General features: G+C 73.2%; 18 protein-coding genes. 12 read left to right on the top strand and 6 right to left on the bottom strand.

The features are described 5' to 3' along the window. The first annotated feature begins 2 nt into the window (after nt 1-2). From ACGFI1_RS23535 to ACGFI1_RS23515, 5 genes are all read left to right on the top strand, one after another. Nucleotides 3-749 carry a class I SAM-dependent methyltransferase gene (locus ACGFI1_RS23535; protein WP_301176643.1) on the top strand — a complete coding sequence of 249 codons (747 nt, stop codon included), beginning with the start codon at nt 3-5 and terminating at the stop codon, nt 747-749. A gap of 82 nt (nt 750-831) precedes the next feature. Further along, entirely contained in the window at nt 832-1,164 is a 333-nt protein-coding gene (locus tag ACGFI1_RS23530; protein ID WP_392787854.1) for a bleomycin resistance protein, read from the top strand. Between the two features lie 135 nt (nt 1,165-1,299). Next, nucleotides 1,300-2,310, top strand: a complete 1,011-nt coding sequence (locus ACGFI1_RS23525) for an Acg family FMN-binding oxidoreductase (protein WP_392787852.1) — start codon at nt 1,300-1,302, stop codon at nt 2,308-2,310. A 63-nt stretch (nt 2,311-2,373) separates the two neighbouring features. Then, nucleotides 2,374-4,092, top strand: coding sequence for a GAF domain-containing sensor histidine kinase (locus tag ACGFI1_RS23520; RefSeq protein ID WP_392787849.1), 1,719 nt, complete (start codon nt 2,374-2,376; stop codon nt 4,090-4,092). 161 nt (nt 4,093-4,253) lie between these two features. Continuing rightward, nucleotides 4,254-4,817, top strand: coding sequence for a hypothetical protein (locus ACGFI1_RS23515; RefSeq protein ID WP_392787846.1), 564 nt, complete (start codon nt 4,254-4,256; stop codon nt 4,815-4,817). Between the two features lie 104 nt (nt 4,818-4,921). On the opposite strand, the gene ACGFI1_RS23510 is transcribed toward ACGFI1_RS23515, so the two are convergent. The 3 genes from ACGFI1_RS23510 to ACGFI1_RS23500 all read right to left on the bottom strand — a co-directional run bounded on the left by ACGFI1_RS23510 (nt 4,922) and on the right by ACGFI1_RS23500 (nt 7,958). Beyond that, on the bottom strand, nt 4,922-6,379 hold the full coding sequence (locus tag ACGFI1_RS23510) for a bifunctional aminoglycoside phosphotransferase/ATP-binding protein (RefSeq protein ID WP_392787843.1): 1,458 nt from the start codon (nt 6,377-6,379) through the stop codon (nt 4,922-4,924). Between the two features lie 260 nt (nt 6,380-6,639). Beyond that, nucleotides 6,640-7,203, bottom strand: a complete 564-nt coding sequence (locus tag ACGFI1_RS23505) for a GyrI-like domain-containing protein (protein WP_392787840.1) — start codon at nt 7,201-7,203, stop codon at nt 6,640-6,642. Beyond that, nucleotides 7,200-7,958 (bottom strand): MerR family transcriptional regulator, encoded by a 759-nt coding sequence (locus ACGFI1_RS23500; protein ID WP_392787837.1) that lies wholly within the window; start codon nt 7,956-7,958, stop codon nt 7,200-7,202. Before ACGFI1_RS23500 ends, ACGFI1_RS23505 begins: the two co-directional genes overlap by 4 nt. A gap of 114 nt (nt 7,959-8,072) precedes the next feature. On the opposite strand from ACGFI1_RS23500, the gene ACGFI1_RS23495 reads away from it, so the two are divergent. Beyond that, nucleotides 8,073-9,095 (top strand): TIGR03617 family F420-dependent LLM class oxidoreductase, encoded by a 1,023-nt coding sequence (locus ACGFI1_RS23495; RefSeq protein WP_386873409.1) that lies wholly within the window; start codon nt 8,073-8,075, stop codon nt 9,093-9,095. A gap of 16 nt (nt 9,096-9,111) precedes the next feature. On the opposite strand, the gene ACGFI1_RS23490 is transcribed toward ACGFI1_RS23495, so the two are convergent. Together ACGFI1_RS23490 and ACGFI1_RS23485 are read right to left on the bottom strand one after the other, a co-directional pair. Next, nucleotides 9,112-10,083, bottom strand: coding sequence for a helix-turn-helix domain-containing protein (locus ACGFI1_RS23490; RefSeq protein WP_392787835.1), 972 nt, complete (start codon nt 10,081-10,083; stop codon nt 9,112-9,114). 78 nt (nt 10,084-10,161) lie between these two features. Then, entirely contained in the window at nt 10,162-10,776 is a 615-nt protein-coding gene (locus ACGFI1_RS23485; RefSeq protein ID WP_392787832.1) for a hypothetical protein, read from the bottom strand. A gap of 249 nt (nt 10,777-11,025) precedes the next feature. Between ACGFI1_RS23485 and ACGFI1_RS23480 the strand changes: the two genes are divergently transcribed. From ACGFI1_RS23480 to ACGFI1_RS23460, 5 genes are all read left to right on the top strand, one after another. Then, nucleotides 11,026-11,850, top strand: coding sequence for an MOSC domain-containing protein (locus ACGFI1_RS23480; protein ID WP_392788295.1), 825 nt, complete (start codon nt 11,026-11,028; stop codon nt 11,848-11,850). Nucleotides 11,851-11,935: 85 nt separating this feature from the next. After that, nucleotides 11,936-12,526 (top strand): helix-turn-helix domain-containing protein, encoded by a 591-nt coding sequence (locus ACGFI1_RS23475; protein WP_301176620.1) that lies wholly within the window; start codon nt 11,936-11,938, stop codon nt 12,524-12,526. 28 nt (nt 12,527-12,554) lie between these two features. Then, nucleotides 12,555-12,926 (top strand): hypothetical protein, encoded by a 372-nt coding sequence (locus tag ACGFI1_RS23470; protein ID WP_138638343.1) that lies wholly within the window; start codon nt 12,555-12,557, stop codon nt 12,924-12,926. After that, nucleotides 12,923-13,822, top strand: coding sequence for an ABC transporter ATP-binding protein (locus ACGFI1_RS23465; RefSeq protein WP_392787829.1), 900 nt, complete (start codon nt 12,923-12,925; stop codon nt 13,820-13,822). The genes ACGFI1_RS23470 and ACGFI1_RS23465 overlap by 4 nt, the downstream gene beginning before the upstream one ends. After that, nucleotides 13,822-14,619, top strand: a complete 798-nt coding sequence (locus ACGFI1_RS23460) for an ABC transporter permease (protein ID WP_392787826.1) — start codon at nt 13,822-13,824, stop codon at nt 14,617-14,619. The genes ACGFI1_RS23465 and ACGFI1_RS23460 overlap by 1 nt, the downstream gene beginning before the upstream one ends. A 63-nt stretch (nt 14,620-14,682) precedes the next feature. Here the strand turns inward: ACGFI1_RS23460 and ACGFI1_RS23455 are convergent, their stop codons facing one another. After that, entirely contained in the window at nt 14,683-15,348 is a 666-nt protein-coding gene (locus ACGFI1_RS23455; RefSeq protein ID WP_392787823.1) for a PaaI family thioesterase, read from the bottom strand. A gap of 114 nt (nt 15,349-15,462) precedes the next feature. Here ACGFI1_RS23455 and ACGFI1_RS23450 point away from each other — a divergent pair, with 114 nt between their 5' ends. After that, nucleotides 15,463-16,152 carry a TetR/AcrR family transcriptional regulator gene (locus ACGFI1_RS23450; protein ID WP_392787821.1) on the top strand — a complete coding sequence of 230 codons (690 nt, stop codon included), beginning with the start codon at nt 15,463-15,465 and terminating at the stop codon, nt 16,150-16,152. Nucleotides 16,153-16,189 lie beyond the last annotated feature (37 nt).

Here is a 16,189-nt window from a genome sequence, read left to right as displayed (position 1 = left end):
CCATGTCCCCGCACTCGCCGATCCAGGACCGGATCACCTGGTACTGGGACCAGCACGCCCCCGCCTACCAGCAGTTCCAGGAGCAGCGGCTGGCCCACCCCGACTACAGCGCGGCCTGGACGCGGGTCTGGCGGGACGCGCTGCCCGGCGACGCCGAGACGGTCCTCGACGTGGGCACCGGGACCGGTCACGCCGCACTGACCATCGCCGCCCTCGGCCGCCGCGTGACCGGCGTCGACATCGCACCCGCCATGCTGGACTTCGCACGCGACAACGCCCGGCGCCGCGGGCTCGACATCACCTTCGTCCAGGGCGACGCGGTCGAGCCCGACGTGCGGGGCGCCCCCTTCGACGCCCTCGTCAGCCGCTACCTCCTCTGGACGCTGCCCGACGTCGACATCGCGCTGGGCAACTGGCGCCGCCTGCTCCGCCCCGGAGGCCGCCTCGCCATCGTCGACGCCCCCTGGCACGCCGGCGGGATGCGCCACTCCGACACCGACCCCAGGGCCCGCGCCTACGACGACGAGGCCCGCCGCGCCCTGGTGCTGGCCGAGGCGGAGACCATCACCGCCTGGCAGGACCGGATCACCGCCGCCGGCTTCGCCGACGTCGAGGTCACGCCGCTGACCGAACTCTACGAACTCGACGGCGTCCACGGCGTCGCGGCCGACCACCGCCGCACCCTGCAGCACCTGATCACCGCACGGAACCCGGAAACGGACGCGCCCCGCTCCCAGGACGGGGCATAGACCGTAGCCTCGCCACGCAGACCGCACACCAACCGCCGGAGAGACCATGGACAGTGAAGTCCGATTCGAGAATGTGGCGCCTGTGATCCCGGTCCGGGACCTGGCCTCCGCCCTCGACCGCTACCGCGCCCTCGGATTCACGGCGCGGCGATCCGAGGACGACCACCACTACGGCTTCGTCGACTGGGGGCCGGTCTCGCTCCACCTCACCCAGTGGGACGAGCATGACCCCGCCCGCACCGGCGCGGCCGTCTACCTCTACGTCTCGGACGCAGCCGCCCTGCACGCCCAGTGGGCCCGGACCGGCGTCCCCGGCCGCCTCGGCGAGCCGGTCGACACGCCCTACGGGCTCCGGGAGTTCGCCTACGTCGACCCCGAGGGGACACTGCACCGCGTCGGCTCACCGATCCCCTGACGGCAGACGCGGGGCCGGACCTCGCGACTCAGGACGGCGGTGCGAAGGTCCCGGCCGTGGCGGACGTTCGTCCCTGCAGGTCACCCCGTTTCCGGGGAAGGAACGGGAGGCAGGAGACCTGAGAAGGGAGGGACCATGCAGTACGGCAACCCGGCAGGACCGTCCGAGCAGATGTCGGCCGATGCCCGCAAGGCCGTCGAGGACGCGGTGTGGGCTCCCTCGGTGCACAACACCCAGCCGTGGCGGTTCGCCCTGCACGGGACCCGGATCAGCCTGAGCGCGGACATCGACCGCCGCCTCGACGTCGCCGATCCGGACGGCCGCGAGATGCTGATCAGCTGCGGCGCCGCGCTGTACAGCCTGAGGTGCGCGCTGCGCGCGCTCGGCTACGCGGCGGACGTGCAGTTGCTCCCCGACCCCGATCGCCCGTTCCTGCTGGCGGACGTCGATGTGAGGCCGGGGGAGCACCCCAAGCAGGAGATCCTGCGCGAGCACGCGCAGATCCGGCGTCGCCGCACCCACCGGGGCGGGTTCCTCCCGGACCCGGTGCCCGCGGGGGTCCTGGCGGCGATGCGGCAGGACGCCGAGCGCGAGGGCGCCCGGCTGGTCGAGGCCGTCGACGCGCACGTCAAGGGGGCGCTGGCCGCGTTGACCGACGCGGCCGAGCACGTCCAGCGGCGGTCGGCGGCGTACGCGGCGGAGATCGCCCGGTGGGCGCCCTCGCCGCGGACGGCCCGGTCGGACGGCGTCCAGGAACGCGCCTACCCGCGGCGGACTCCGCAGACCACGCCGCATTTCCCGGCCCGGGACTTCGCGCGCGGCCACGGATGGGGAGCACAGGACGCGCACGAGGGCGAGACGGCGTCGGCCGGACTGACGCTGGTGCTGGTCTCCGGCGGCGACGCACCCGCCGATTGGCTCCGGGCGGGGCAGGCGCTGCAGCGCGTGCTGCTGAGGGCGATGGAACGTGATCTGTCCGCGGCCTTCCACACCCAGGCGCTGGAAGTGCCCGAGCTGCGGGAGTTCATCAGGGCCCGGTTCTGCGGCGGCGCCCACCCGCAGATGCTGCTGCGCCTGGGCTTCACCGAGGGGGAGGAGCTGGGCACGGTGCGCCGCCCGGTCGGGGAGGTGCTCGACGAATCATGACCGGGCGGCGGGCGCCCTCGGCCGAAGGCTGACATCACGGATGTTGCCGGAGATACTGGGGTAATGGCCGACGGATCCCAGGCCGGTGACGATCGGGCCAGGCTCGTTCTCCCGCAGCTGCAGCTTGACGACCTGTTGACGGAGTTGCAGACGCGGTTGGAGGCCGCGCGGGCGACTCGTGATCGTGTGCACGCGCTGCTGGAGGCCGTGGTCTCGATCGGCAGCGAGCTGGACTTGGAGTCGGTGCTGCGGCGGATCACTGAGGCGGCGACGACCCTGGTGGACGCGCGGTACGGCGCCCTCGGCGTCATCGCCGAGGAGGGCGGGCGGCTCGTCCAGTTCATCACGACCGGGGTGGGCGAGGACGAGATCGAGGCGATCGGGGACTGGCCGCACGGGCACGGCATCCTGGGGCTGCTGATCCGCGAGCCGCACCCGATCCGGCTGCCCGACCTCGGCGAGCATCGGGACTCCTACGGGTTCCCGCCCAACCACCCGCCGATGCGGACGTTCCTCGGGGTGCCGATCCGCGTCCGCGACGAGGTGTTCGGCAACCTGTACCTGACCGAGAAGGCCGGCGGCGGCGAGTTCGATCCCGAGGACGAGGTCGTGGTGACGGCGCTGGCCACGGCGGCGGGTGTGGCGATCGAGAATGCGCGGTTGTACGAGGAGACGCGGCGGCGGGAGCGGTGGTTGCAGGCGTCGACGGAGATCTCCACGGCGCTGTTGTCGGGTACGGATCCGCATGAGGTGACGGCGCTGGTGGCTCAGCGGGCCCGCGAGATCACCGATGCGGGGTTGGCGGCGGTGGCGCTGCTGGAGGAGGGCCGTGCGGAGTTCGTGGTGGAGGCTGCGGACGGCGAGGGCGGCGAGCGGCTGGAGGGCCTGCGGGTTCCGCTGGATCACTCGGTGGTGGGTCCGGTGTTCACGGGCGGTGTGTCGTTGCGGTCGGCTGATGGCGGTGAGGCGGCGCGTGAGGCGAAGGTGCCGACGCAGGTGCCGGTCGGTCCGCTGCTGGCGGTTCCGCTGGGGCTCGGTTCCTCGGCGCAGGGCGTGCTGACGGTCGCCAACCCGCCGGGCGGCCCGGTCTTCTCCGAGGGGACGCAGCGGTTGCTGGAGGCTTTTGCGGGGCAGGCGGCGGTGGCGCTGGAGTTGGCCGATCGGCGTCGTGACACCGAGCGGTTGGCGTTGCTGGAGGATCGTGACCGGATCGCCAAGGATCTGCATGACACGGTGATCCAGCGGTTGTTCGCGGCGGCGATGACGTTGATGGCGGCGATCAAGATCACGCAGAAGCGGGAGGTGGCGGTCCGGATCCAGCGGGCGGTGGACGATCTGGACGACACCATGCGCCAGATCCGTTCCACGATCTTCGCGTTGCAGGCGCCGGTGGACGTCGCGTCGCTGCGCAGCCGGGTGCACGCGCTGGTGGACGCCGCCGCCGAGCAGTTGGGGTTCGCGCCGTCGGTGCGGCTGGACGGGTTGCTGGACACCGCTGTCGATGACGAGATCGGCGAGCATCTGCAGGCCGTCGTGCGGGAGGCCCTGTCCAACGTGGCGCGTCACGCCCGCGCGTCGCAGGTCACCGTGGCCATCGACGTCGATGACGTGCTGTGCCTGCGGGTGGAGGACGACGGCGTCGGCATCTCCGAAGGAGGCCGCCGCAGCGGCCTGCGCAACATGAGCGAACGCGCCGAAAAGCTCGGCGGCTCGTTCACCGCCGAACCCCGCCCGGACGGCGGGACGATCCTGATCTGGCGGATTCCGCTCAACGACCGATAGGCCGGAGCCCCGGTGGCGAAGGACCTTCAGTCCCTTCAACCGGCTGTACGCGGGGACCTTTGTCCCGTTGATCGTGCGCCGAAGGGACCTACAGCACGGCCTGCGATGAGGGTTGAGTAAGGGGTGATGAAACCGGCGATGTGATGGAAGGTGAGACGGCGATGGCAGTCTCCGAGCACAAGACGCACGCGGGGCGCAGCACCCTGATCCAGGTTGTGGCGCCGAGGCCGCTGACCGAGACGCCCGCCGCCCGCTACGCCTGGGCCGCGGCCCGGTTGGCGCTGGGCTGGATCTTCGTGTGGGCGTTCGTGGACAAGGTCTTCGGCCTGGGCCACGCGACCCCGGCCGGGAAGGGCTGGCTCGACGGCGGCAGCCCGACCGAGGGGTTCCTGGCGCACGCCCCCAAGGGCCCGTTCGCCGGGTTCTACAACGACCTCGCCGGCGCCGCGTGGGCGGACTGGCTGTTCATGATCGGCCTCGCCGGGGTCGGCGCCGCGCTGATGCTGGGCATCGGGATGCGGATCGCCGCCGCCGGCGGCGCCGCACTGCTGGTCATGATGTGGACGGCGGTCCTGCCCCCGGAGAACAACCTGTTCATGGACGACCACATCATCTACGCGATCCTGATCATCGGGCTGGCCCTGGTCAGCGCCGGCGACACCCTGGGCCTGGGCCGCTGGTGGAGCGGCACCGCCCTGGCCAAGCGCTTCCCCTTCCTCAAGTAGCCGACAACAACACCCGCACAAGGACGCCCGCCCCACCCGGCGGGCGTCCTGCCATTTGCTCGTCCTTCTCCCAAGCTGAGCGAAACAGCCGATGTGTGATGGTCCTACCGGTGTTGGGTGCCGTGCGGCTGGACGATGCCCAGCGCTTGCTCGACGGCGTGGTCCAGCGTGCCGCTGGTGTCGACCGGGGTCGATTCCGGCCATGGCGCGGCATGCGCGTGCATGGCGGCGGCGATGGCCGGGTCGGCGTCGGAGGCGCCGCGCTCACGGTCGCGGATCCGCTCGACGGTGAGGGCCTGCGGGGCCTCGCAGCGCAGGGACGACAGGTGCGCGTGCTCGCGGTCGGCGACCAGGGCCGGGAGGTTCCGCTGCTCGCTGGACGTCCAGGAGGCGTCCAGGATGACCGTCTCGCCCAGCCGCAGCAGTGCGGCGGCGCGGTCGGCGAGTTCCCGGTAGGTGCGGTCGTTCCATTCCGGGCTGTAGAGGCCGGTGCCGTAGGGCGCGGCGGCGGAGTCGAGCGGGGCCAGCCCCGCCAGCTCCTTGCGGGCGCGGTCGCTGCTGAGCACCGAGCAGCCGAGCCGGTCGGCCAGCGCCCCGGCCAGTGAGGATTTGCCGGTGCCGGGCAGGCCGCCCACCAGGATCAGGCGGACCCGTCCCGCGCGCAGATGGCGCAGCGCGACGTCGGCGTAGGCGCGTGCTTCGGCGGCGGCGTCCGGGTCGCCCTGGCCGTGGCGCAGGCAGGCGACCTTGGCGCGGACGAAGGCCCGGTAGGCGATGTAGTGATGCCGCAGCGACGACGGTGCCGGGTCGGCGGCGAAGGCGGCGTAGGTGTTGAGGAAGTACTCGCCCAGGTCTGGAGCGCCGAGGCGTTCGAGGTCCATGGCCAGGAACGAGGCGTCGTCCAGACCGTCCAGGCTGCGCAGGGTCTGGTCGAACTCCAGGCAGTCCAGGACGCGGGGGCCGTCGTCCAGGCAGAAGATGTCGCCGGCGAGCAGGTCGCCGTGGCCGTCCAGGACGCGGCCGTCGGCGATCCGCGCGTCGAACAGGGCCCGGCGTCCGTCGAGGAACTCGTCGGTGAGCGCTTCGATCTCGGCGGCCACCGCGGCGTCGAGCACGTCCCCGTGAAAAGGGCGGACCTGGTCGAAGCTGTCGTGCCAGCGGGCTTGGACGGCATCCCGAGTGCCCTGCGCGGAGATCTCCGGGGCGCGCGGGGCGCGGGCGTGCCAGGCGGCAAGGATCCGCGCGGTGTCTCGCAGCGCGTCCCGGACCGGCGCTCCCTCCGTGACCAGCGTGGCCAGGCGCCTCTCGGCGGGCATCCGGCGCATCACGACCAGATGCTCGCGGACGTCGCCGCCGGGGTCGTGGACGTCGGCGACGCCGAGGTAGACGTCCGGGGCGAACCGCCGGTTGAGCCGGACCTCCTCGTGGCAGGCCCGCTCGCGCCGCTCGCGGGTGCTGAAGTCGAGGAACCCCAGGCTCACCGGCTTCTTGACCTTGTAGGCGCGGTCTCCGGCGAAGAAGACCACACCGATATGGGTCTCACTGACCGCGGCGTTGTCCACGGGCATCACACTCTCGGCTACGGGACGGTTCGGGTGCTCGCCGTCGGGTCGTACCCGGCGTTGTGGACGACATCCACGGCGGCCGGGGCTCAGCGGGCATGACCCACATCGGCGACCTCCCTGGGGCACTTCCACCCTTCCTCGGCGGACGATTGCCGATTAGGGCCGCCCGTCCCGGCGGATCGGGACCTTCGGCCCCGCGCCCTCGGCCGCCGCTCGCCTGCCCACCGGCAGACGGGCGGACGCCTCCCCGGCAGGAGTCAGGCTGGGCGGACCGGGTGGCGGAGGATCGTGCGCATCTGTGCCGGGTCGGTCTCCTGGACGTCGGACAGGTAGATCTCATGGTGCAGGCCGTTCATGACCAGCCCGGAGCGCTCCATGAACTCCTCCATCAGGGCCAGCGTCTTCGGTTCGTCCGCGTAGGCGCCGCGGTGCAGCACCTGCACGCACTGCCCCTCCGTGAAGGTGACGAGTTGGACGCGGGCGGCCGCGGGGTCGTCGGCGGCCTGCCTGGCTCGGTCGAACCACGCGTCGGCCACCGAGTCCGGCAGCCGCAGGAAGAGATGCCACCACCACTGTTCGCGCGGCACGTCGAACGGCGACCGCTCGTCCTCCACCCACCAGCGGCCCTCCAGCGGCGGAATCTCGAAGGGCGCGCCGCCCGCGGCGGCGATGCCCAGCAGGGGCCCGGCGACGCTGTACAGCGCCCGGATGCTCGCGGTGTGCGCCGGCCCGCCCGGTTCGCCCCGCCCGGTCACCGACAGGCCGCGCACCGGGCCGAACTCGGCGAGCTCCGGGGAGCCGGCGGCGGAATACCAGTTCATTCAGCGTCCTCCAGTTTGATCATCAGTCGTGTGACCAGCCGTTCCGCCGGCGTGGACGCCGGGTCGGAGACGTACACCTCGCGCAGCGGTCCGAGCGGTGTGTGGCCGTGGTCGCCCAGCCACGAGAAGAGGGCGTGGCCGGTGAGCGCGACGTGGTCGTAGGGCCCGATGTGGGTCGTCGAGGCGTACATGCCGCCGGGCAGGAGGTCGGGCCCGTCCTCGGCCTCGGCGGCCACCGCCACCTCGACCCGCTGCGCCAGGTCGAGCGGGAACAGCCCGATCAGCGGGGTCGTCGGCGGCCCGGCCGCCTCGATCAGCCGGGCCGCGCACGCCGAGGTGGCGGCCCCGATGTCCGCCTGGTCGGCCATCTCCCGGGCCATCACCACCCGGCGGGCGGGTTCGCGCGTGAGCGCCACGTCCGGCTGCGGCAGCCCGTCGGCGAGGACCCTGTCCAGTGCCGCGAGGGTGCGCCTCCGGCGGGCGATGTCGGCCTCCATGCGGGCGCGTACCCCGGCGAGCACCCCGTCCTGGCCGGCGAGCACCCGCCCCACTTCGGCGAGAGGCACGTCGAGCGAGCGCAACAGCCCGATCAGCAGGGCCTCGCGGGCCTGCTCCGGCCGGTAGTACCGGTAGCCGGTGTCCGCGTCCACGCGCGCCGGCGCCAGCAGCCCCAGCTCGTCGTAGTGCCTCAGCTGCTTGACGCTGAGCCGGCACAGCCGGGCGAACCGCCCGATCGGCAGGTATCCGTCGTTCACCCGATCAGCATGGACGCTCCCACAGTGGGAGAGTCCAGCGCCGACGCGACTGGCACACTGTTCCACCACGGTATGCGCGCGCGCCGCCCGCACCCCCGGAACGGAGACCTGCCTGTGAAACTCGATGTGCAACTGGACGGCAGGCCGGACGAGGCGGCGCAGCGCGCCCGGACGCTGATCGCCGCCGGGGTGGACGGACTGTTCACGTTCGAGGGCCCGCACGACGTCTTCCTGCCGCTGGCCGTCGCGGCCGGCTCGTCGGACGTCCCGCCGACCGACCTGATGACCAACGTCGCGATCGCGATCCCGCGCAGCCCGATGCACCTGGCCAACACGGCCTACGACCTGCAACTGCTGAGCAGGGGCCGGTTCCGGCTCGGGCTCGGCTCGCAGATCAGGCCGCACATCGAGAAGCGGTACGGTGCGTCCTGGAGCAGGCCGGCGGCCCGGATGCGCGAGACCGTGCTCGCGGTGAAGGCGATCCTGAACTCCTGGCAGGACGGCACCCGGCTCGATTTCCGCGGCGAGTTCACCCGGCACACCCTCATGCCCCCGACGTTCGCGCCCGGTCCGAACCCGTACGGCGTGCCGCCGGTGCTGCTCGGCGCGCTGGGCCCGCTGATGACCCGGACCGCGGCCGAGGTCGCCGACGGGCTGCTGGTGATGCCGTTCCACAGCCGCCGGCACTTCCGCGAGCGCACCCTCCCGGCCGTCGCCGAGGGCCTGGAACTGGCGGGACGCGAGCGGATCGACCTGTACCCGCAGGCGATCGTCGCGATGGGCGGCACTCCCGCCGAGATCGAGGCCGCGACCTTCGGCGTGAAGGGGCTGCTGGCGTTCTACGGCTCGACCCCGGCGTACAAGCCCGTCCTGGACGTCGAGGGCTGGGGCGACTTGCAACCCGAGCTGAACGCGCTGTCGAAGACCGGCGACGTCATGACGATGATCGGCCTGATCGACGACACGATGACGCGGACGCTGGCGGTCGTTGGAACGCCGGCCGAGTGCGCCGCCGAGATCAAGGACCGCTTCGGCGACGTCGCCGAGCGCGTCTGCGCCTACTTCCCCGGAACGACCCACCCGCCGGAGACCATCACCGCCCTCGCGACCGCACTGCGGGGCGAAGCCGCCGCCTGACCCGCCCGCCGGCCGGTCAGGTCGCCCGCTTCGCCCGGCGGTAGTCGCTCGGCGGTGCGCCGTACGCGGTGCGGAAGGCGCGGGTGAAGGCCGAGTGGTGGGTGAAGCCCCAGCGGGCCCCGATGTCGCGGACGGGAACCGCTCGCTGGGCGGGATCCGCCAGGTCGCGGCGGGCGCGTTCCAGGCGCAGCCGCCGGATCAGGGCCCCGACGGTGTCGTCCTCGTCCTCGAAGAGGCGGTACAGGTGGCTGAGCGAGACGTGGTGAGCGGCCGCGACGGCCTGAGGGGTCAGTTCCGGATCGTGCAGGTTCCTGCGGATGAAGGCCCGGATGCGCAGGACGAGCGCCCGCCGGTGCGCCTCGGGGGACAGCTCCCGGTCGGCGTCGACGGTGTGGGCGAACAGCGCGGAGGCGAGGTCGGCCAGGACGGCGCCGAGCCGGGGGCCGTCGGTCGGCAGGTAGGCGCCGGTGTCGGCGCAGAGGCGGGTGAGCAGGCCGGCGAGCAGCGCCCCCACGCCCTCGTGCCCCGAGAGCGGCCGGCCGATCGCCCGGTCGGCGCTCCTGCGCGGCAGCGCCAGGAGGTCCTTGGGGACCTCGACCCCCACGGACGTGACGGCCTGGTCGCCGCGCCCCACCCAGACCGTGCACGGCTGCGAGGAGTTCTGGCTGTGCAGGTCATAGGGCCGGTACTCGGACTGGTGGGCGCCCCATTCGGCGCCCGCCGTCCCCTTGAGGATGAGCGTGAGGTTGTAGGACTCGGGATCGGAGCGCCTGACCAGTTCGGCCGTCCGCCGGGAGAGCAGGGGCTGGACGGTCGACGGCCACACGGTCACCTCGCCCAGCAGCAGTGTGCGGGTGTGCCCGTGGAAGTCGGCGGCGTGCTCGCTGCTCAAGTCCACGGGGCAGTGCGTGCGCCCCATCCATTCCCGCCAGCGGTCGAATCGGTCCGCCGGCGGGTAGTCCTCGGTCCGGTACACCGTCTCGATCAAGGGGATCTCCACGTTCTCGGGAGGACACGATACTTGGGCGACCCTCCTCCGCGGCCTTGCGCGCGGTGCTCTCCCGGCTCAGTTAGGGCTGTACTGGTAGAAGCGGGGGCCGGCGTCCGTCGCCTGGAGGGACTCCTTGACCAGGGGCGATGTCTCACACTGGTAGCGCGTCGGCTTGTCGAGGGGGACGAGTTCGACGGCGGGCATGTCCGAACAGCGCACCTGGCGGCCGAACGCCTTGTTCGCCCAGTAGAACCGGATGGCGCCTTCGCGGGTGATCACGCCCATGGCCGGCTCCGCCGTGTACTCGATCAGGCCGGGCGAGAAGCCCCGGCCTCCGATCGTGACGTTCCAAGGCACGCGTACACCTTCGTAGGTCACGGTGCAGGTCGCCTTGGTGCCCGGCTCGGGCCGGACGTTCTCGTCGCACTCGGCGCTGGTCCGCCCCATCGCGTACGCCATCTTGATCGTCTTGATCCGGAGCTCGTACTGCAGGTTCTCCGCCAGGGAGGCGTTCTTTCCGGGGGACGGGGAGGGCTTCACGTCGCCGAGGGCGGCCGGTCCCGTGGGGGAGGGGACGACATTGGGCAGCGGGGTGGCCGACGGCTTCGCCTGCGGGGCGTCGGATCCGGCGCATCCGGCGCTCAGAACCGCCGCGGTTCCCACCGGTACGAGTACGTTCATCCATCGCATGGCGGGACCTTACTGAGACCTCGGCATTCACCGTCCGCCCGGAACTCCCTTCTGGGGACCGCCGTCCGGGGCCGTTTGCACAGACCGGAAGAGCGTGCGAACGGTCTACCTGAAGGCGAGGGCCGGCCGCCATTCGGGGACCCTGCGTCAAGAAAACGGAGAAGCCGCGTCGAACCCGCGGAGAGGATCGTCCGGGGCGGTGACGTAGCGTATGCGTCGGCTTGGTGATCAGGAGGGGACGTGGGAGAGATGGCGGGAACGGCCGCGGCGCTGTGGCGGTATCCGGTCAAGTCGATGCTGGGGGAGGAGCTGTCCTCGGCGGAGATCGCCGCGACCGGTGTCGCCGGTGACCGCCGATGGGCGCTCCTGGACGCCGAGACCGGGCGGATCGCGAGCGCCAAGAGCCCCCGGCTCTGGCGCGCCCTGCTGACGATGTCGGCGGTGGCCGACGGCGACGGTGTCCGGATCACCCTGCCGGACGGCCGGACGGTGCGCAGCGGCGACGCCGCCGCCGGCGCGGAGCTGTCCAAGGAGCTCGGCCGGGAGGTCGTGCTCACCGACACCCGTCCCGAGGGGGCCACGCTGGCGCGCGCCGTCCCCGACCAGGTGCTCGCGGCGGGCGTCACCGCCGAGGTGGAGGACGAGGAGGTCGTGCTCGGGCAGGGCTCGCCGCCCGGCACGTTCGTCGACTTCGCGCCCGTCCACCTGGTCGGCACGGCGACGCTGGACGCGATCGCCGCGGCGGGGGAGCGCGGCGTCATGGAGGCCGCGCGCTACCGGCCCAACATCGTGCTCGGCACCGACGGCCCGGGCTTCGGCGAGAACGCCTGGGTCGGCCGCGATCTGCTGGTCGGCGAGGCCGTCCTGCGCGTCATGGCGCCGACGCCGCGCTGCTCGGTGCCGACACTGGAGCACGGCGCGCTGCCGCGCGACACCGGCGCGCTGAAGATCCCCGCGCGGCTCAACCTCGTCGAGCCGCTGCCCGGGTTCGGGGAGCGCCCCTGCGCCGGCGTGTACGCGCAGGTCGTGACGCCGGGCCGGGTGCGGGCGGGGGACGCGTTCCGCCTTCTGTGAGAGCGCGGCGAACGCTGTGAGCGTCGTCCGCGGCCGGCGCCGCTTGGGCGGACATTCTCATTATCGATAGTGATAACATGCAGGTGTGAGCATATCCAAAGAGCGCTGGGCGGAGCTGGCGCTGCATCCGGTGCGGATCCGGATCCTGCGGTCGGTCGCCGGCGGGCGCCGCACCACGCGCGACGTCGCGAACCTGCTGCCGGACGTCCCGCAGGCGACGCTGTACCGGCACCTCGCCGCCCTGGTCAAGGGCGGCCTGCTGGACGTGGTGGAGGAGCGCAAGGTCGGCGGCGTGGCCGAGCGCGTCTTCGCCCTGCCGCCCGGCGGCGCGACGCTCGAAGGGGACGCGCTGGCCGCGGCGACGCCCGCCGACCACGAGCGGTACTTCACCGTGTTCGTCTCCAGCCTGCTCGCCGAGTTCGCCCGCTACCTGGCGCGCGACCGGGTCGACCTGGTCGCCGACGGGGTCGGCTACCAGCAGGTGGTCCTGCACCTGGACGACGCCGAGTTCGCCGAGTTCGCCCGCGGCTTCGGCGAACTCCTCCAGCCCCTGCTCGGCAACGAGCCGCGCGAGGGACGGGTGCCGCGGCTGCTCGCGACCGTGCTCATGCCCCTCGACCCGCAGCCCTCACAGCCCCCACCCCCCTCGACACCGAACGACGACGCCGGCCCCTGAAAGGCCGGCCGTAGCGAAAGGCCCTGCCATGGCAGAAGTGACGATCGCCGAGAACAGCGTCGACATCGAGTTCGACGCCTGGGAGCGGATCTGGACGCGGCGCGGGCGGGTGACCGTCCCGCTCGCCGCCGTCACCCGGGCCGCCCGCGTCGAGGCGCCGCTGCGGGCCGCGCGCGGGTCCCGCCGCGGGCTGGCCGTCTCGGGCTTCGCCAAGATCGGCGTCTGGGGCCTGCTGCGCGGCCCGCGGCTGCTCGTCTCCGCGCGCCGCGGACGCCCCGGCCTGCACCTGACCGTGAACCGCGCGATCAGCGGGGACGAGTTCGACGGCATCGTGCTGTCCCACCCGGACGCGGCCCGGCTCGCCGACCGCGTCCGCGCCGCCATCGGGGCGCGGACATGACCGGCGGCCTGCGGATCGAGGTCTCCGGCCTGACCAAGCGGTTCGGCGACGTCACCGCCGTGGACGGGGTCGGCTTCGCCGTCGAGCCCGGCCGGATCACCGGGTTCCTCGGCCCGAACGGCGCCGGGAAGACCACGACGATGCGGATGATGGTCGACCACGTCGTCCCCACGTCCGGCTCGGTGACCATCGGCGGCCGGCGCTACCGGGACATCCCGCGCCCCACGTCGACGGTCGGCGCCGCCTTCGGCGCGCTCTCGTCCCACCCCGGCCACTCGGCGCGCGCGCACCTGCGGGTGTACGCGGCGATGGGCGGCCATCCCGACTCCCGCGTCGACGAGCTCCTCGCCCTCGTGGACCTCGCCGGTGTCGCGCACCGCAGGACGGGCGGCTTCTCGACCGGCATGCGCCAGCGGCTCAACCTGGCGACCGCGCTGCTCGGCGACCCGCGCGTGCTGCTGCTGGACGAGCCCGGCAACGGCCTGGACCCGGCGGGGACGGCCTGGCTGCGGTCGTTCCTGCGGCGCCTGGCCGGCGAGGGGCGGACGATCCTGGTCTCCAGCCACGTGCTCGGCGAGGTCCGGCGGCTGGTCGACGACGTCGTGATGATCAGCGGGGGCCGCCTGGTGGCGGCCGGCCCGCTGGCGGACGTCGCCGGCACCGCGCCGGCCGTGCTCGTCGAATCCCCGGACGCCGAGGCCCTGGCCGGCGTGCTGGCCCGGGAGGGGGCGGTGCGGCGCGTCGAGCCCGCCGGGCCGGGGCGGCTGCGGGTGCACGGCCTCGGCGCGGCCCGGGTCGCCGACCTGGCCGCCGCGCACCGGGTCCGCGTCCACGGCCTCGCCGCCGAGGAGCCCGACCTGGAACGACTCTTCTTCGAGCTGACGGGGGGCGCGTGATGGCACGGCTGGTCAAGGCGGAGTTCCGCAAGCTGCTGGCGACCCGGGCGTGGCTGCTCGTCCTGCTGGCGGGCGGCCTCCTCGGCGGCGGGCTCGTCGGGATGATGACCCTCGTCGGGCCGGAGAACTTCGACCCGCCGATGCCGGGGCTGGACACCGAGGAGGGCGTGCGGGGCCTTCTCGGCATCCTCGGGTACACCGCGTTCGTCCCCGCCGCGATCGGGACGCTGGCCATGACGTCGGAGTACCGGCACCGGACCGCCGACGTCACCTTCCTGTTCGAGCCCCGCCGCTCGCGGGTCCTCGCCGCGAAGCTGCTGGCCCACGGCGCCGGCGGCGCCGCCTACGGGCTCGTCCTCGCGGGCACGGCCGCCGCGGCCTTCTTCGGCGCCTCCGCCGCGCGCGGCCTGACGCTGGGGATGCCCGCCGCCGACATCCTCGGCATCCTCGCCCGCATCGCGCTGGCGATGGTGGCCTACACGCTGCTCGGCATCGGCATGGGCGCGCTGATCCGCAACCAGGCCGCCGCGCTCGTCGTGGTGATCGGCTACCTGTACGCGGGGGAGATGACGCTGATGATGATCCCGGGCGTCCGGGAGCTCTACCCGTGGCTGCCCGGCGGCGCGACGGCCGCGCTGACCGATTTCACTGCCGTCACCGACGCGATGTCCGACCAGCTGTCCGCCGACCCGGTCCGGCTGCTCTCGCCCGCCTGGGGCGCGCTGCTGCTGCTCGCGTACACCGCGCTGGCCGCGACCGCCGCGATCGTCCGCCCGATGCGCCGCGACATCACCTGACCGGCGGGGCATAGCGGGCTCTATGTGCTTCACAGCCCCCGCGGGCCCTCGGCCCGGGGGCCGTCAGCCGTCCGCGGTCGGCGTCCCCGCGGGCTGGATGAACACCCCGTCGGCCTCGACGGTCACCCCGCCGGCGTCGGAGATCGACGCGACCACGAACACCTTGCGGCCCTCCTCGCGGACGATGCTCGCCTCCAGGCGGAGCGGGCCGAGGGGAGTGCCGCGCCGGTAGCACATGGTGAGCGTCCCCGTGAAGGTCGTCCGGCGCATCGCGGACGCCGTCACCCCCATGATGTGGTCGAGGAGCATCGCGGAGACGCCGCCGTGCACCAGCCCGGGAGGCCCTTCGTACGCCGCGCCGAGGACGACGTCTGCGTGGCACCCCGACGGGCCGTGGACGACGTCCAGCGGCGGCGCGATCGCGTTCGCCGCGCCGACCACCGCGTTGCCCCAGTTCCAGGCCCGCATCTCGGAGTTGTACCTGATGCCGGCGGGGCCGGGCAGCTGGGCGGCGCGCAGCCGGTCGACGAGCGCGGCGAGCTCGTCGCGGACCCGGTGCACCTCGTCGTCGGCCACCGTCGTGCGGATCGTGGCGTCGACCAGCTCGCGGACGGTTCCGGCCAGCGACGCCATCACCGCCTCCCGGCGGTCCACCTCGGGGGTCGGCGTGTCGTCGCGGACGAACCCGCCCGCGCCCACCGCCCCTGCGTCGGGGAAACGGCTCGTCATGCGCCGACCGTATACCGGAAGGCCCGGTGCCGCCAATCATCACATAGATGTCTCTATGTATAAATCGAGCGCCGGAGACGGCCCTCGGCGCGCCGCCGGATCTACAATCGGCCCGTGACCGAGCCCTCGACCGGCCGGGACGCGGAGCCGCGGGGCGCGGCGGGCCCCGGCGTCACCGGCGCCCCGCGCAACGCGCGCGGCGCCCGGCTCAACCGGCGCGGTCTGGAGACGCGCGCCAGGGTGATCAGGACGGCCGTCGGCATGCTCGCCGACGGCGGCCGCGGCGGCGAGATCAGCGCCAACCTCGTCGCCAAGCGGGCCGGAGTCACCTGGGGCACGGTCCAGCACCAGTTCGGGGACGTCGACGGGCTCTGGGCGGCGGTGCTGGAGGAACTGGGCGCCCAGGGCGACATGCTGCCGTGGAAGGAGATGGACGACGGGTCCGTCACCGAGCGGATGACCCGGATCGTCGACGCGCTCTGGGCGGGGCTCGACTCGCCTCCCGGACGGGCGGTGGCGACCCTGCGCGGCCTGCTGCCCCGCGACACCGCCGAGTTCACCGAGACCTACCCGCGCACCGCCGAGCAGCTCAACCGCTGGGACCGCCGCTGGCGGCGCGCCTACGCGCGGGCGTTCCGCGGGCTCGTCGTCGACGCCTACCGGCTGGAGCGCGTGCGCCACCTCCTGCCGGCCGCCGTCCACGGGCTCTACATGGAGCAGCGGCTGAGCACGTGGACCGACATCGATGAGGCGCGCGCCGTGCTGGCCGAATCGGTCGCCGGCTACCTCGAATCCCGGCACTGAGGAACGCGGGACGTCCAGGCGCCGCGACCAGGGGCGG

The sequence above is a fragment of the Actinomadura geliboluensis genome (assembly GCF_043197915.1).
GTDB lineage: Bacteria > Actinomycetota > Actinomycetes > Streptosporangiales > Streptosporangiaceae > Spirillospora > Spirillospora geliboluensis.
This window is presented reverse-complemented; position numbering and strand designations above follow the sequence as displayed.

What these genes read in the sequence shown, in the direction of transcription:
- ACGFI1_RS23535 (WP_301176643.1), top strand. Translation starts at nt 3, where the DNA reads ATGTCCCCGCACTCGCCGATCCAGGACCGGATCACCTGGTACTGGGAC.
- ACGFI1_RS23525 (WP_392787852.1), top strand. Translation starts at nt 1,300, where the DNA reads ATGCAGTACGGCAACCCGGCAGGACCGTCCGAGCAGATGTCGGCCGAT.
- ACGFI1_RS23520 (WP_392787849.1), top strand. Translation starts at nt 2,374, where the DNA reads ATGGCCGACGGATCCCAGGCCGGTGACGATCGGGCCAGGCTCGTTCTC.
- ACGFI1_RS23515 (WP_392787846.1), top strand. Translation starts at nt 4,254, where the DNA reads ATGGCAGTCTCCGAGCACAAGACGCACGCGGGGCGCAGCACCCTGATC.
- ACGFI1_RS23505 (WP_392787840.1), bottom strand. Translation starts at nt 7,203, where the DNA reads ATGAACTGGTATTCCGCCGCCGGCTCCCCGGAGCTCGCCGAGTTCGGC.
- ACGFI1_RS23485 (WP_392787832.1), bottom strand. Translation starts at nt 10,776, where the DNA reads ATGCGATGGATGAACGTACTCGTACCGGTGGGAACCGCGGCGGTTCTG.
- ACGFI1_RS23480 (WP_392788295.1), top strand. Translation starts at nt 11,026, where the DNA reads ATGGCGGGAACGGCCGCGGCGCTGTGGCGGTATCCGGTCAAGTCGATG.
- ACGFI1_RS23470 (WP_138638343.1), top strand. Translation starts at nt 12,555, where the DNA reads ATGGCAGAAGTGACGATCGCCGAGAACAGCGTCGACATCGAGTTCGAC.
- ACGFI1_RS23465 (WP_392787829.1), top strand. Translation starts at nt 12,923, where the DNA reads ATGACCGGCGGCCTGCGGATCGAGGTCTCCGGCCTGACCAAGCGGTTC.
- ACGFI1_RS23460 (WP_392787826.1), top strand. Translation starts at nt 13,822, where the DNA reads ATGGCACGGCTGGTCAAGGCGGAGTTCCGCAAGCTGCTGGCGACCCGG.
- ACGFI1_RS23455 (WP_392787823.1), bottom strand. Translation starts at nt 15,348, where the DNA reads ATGACGAGCCGTTTCCCCGACGCAGGGGCGGTGGGCGCGGGCGGGTTC.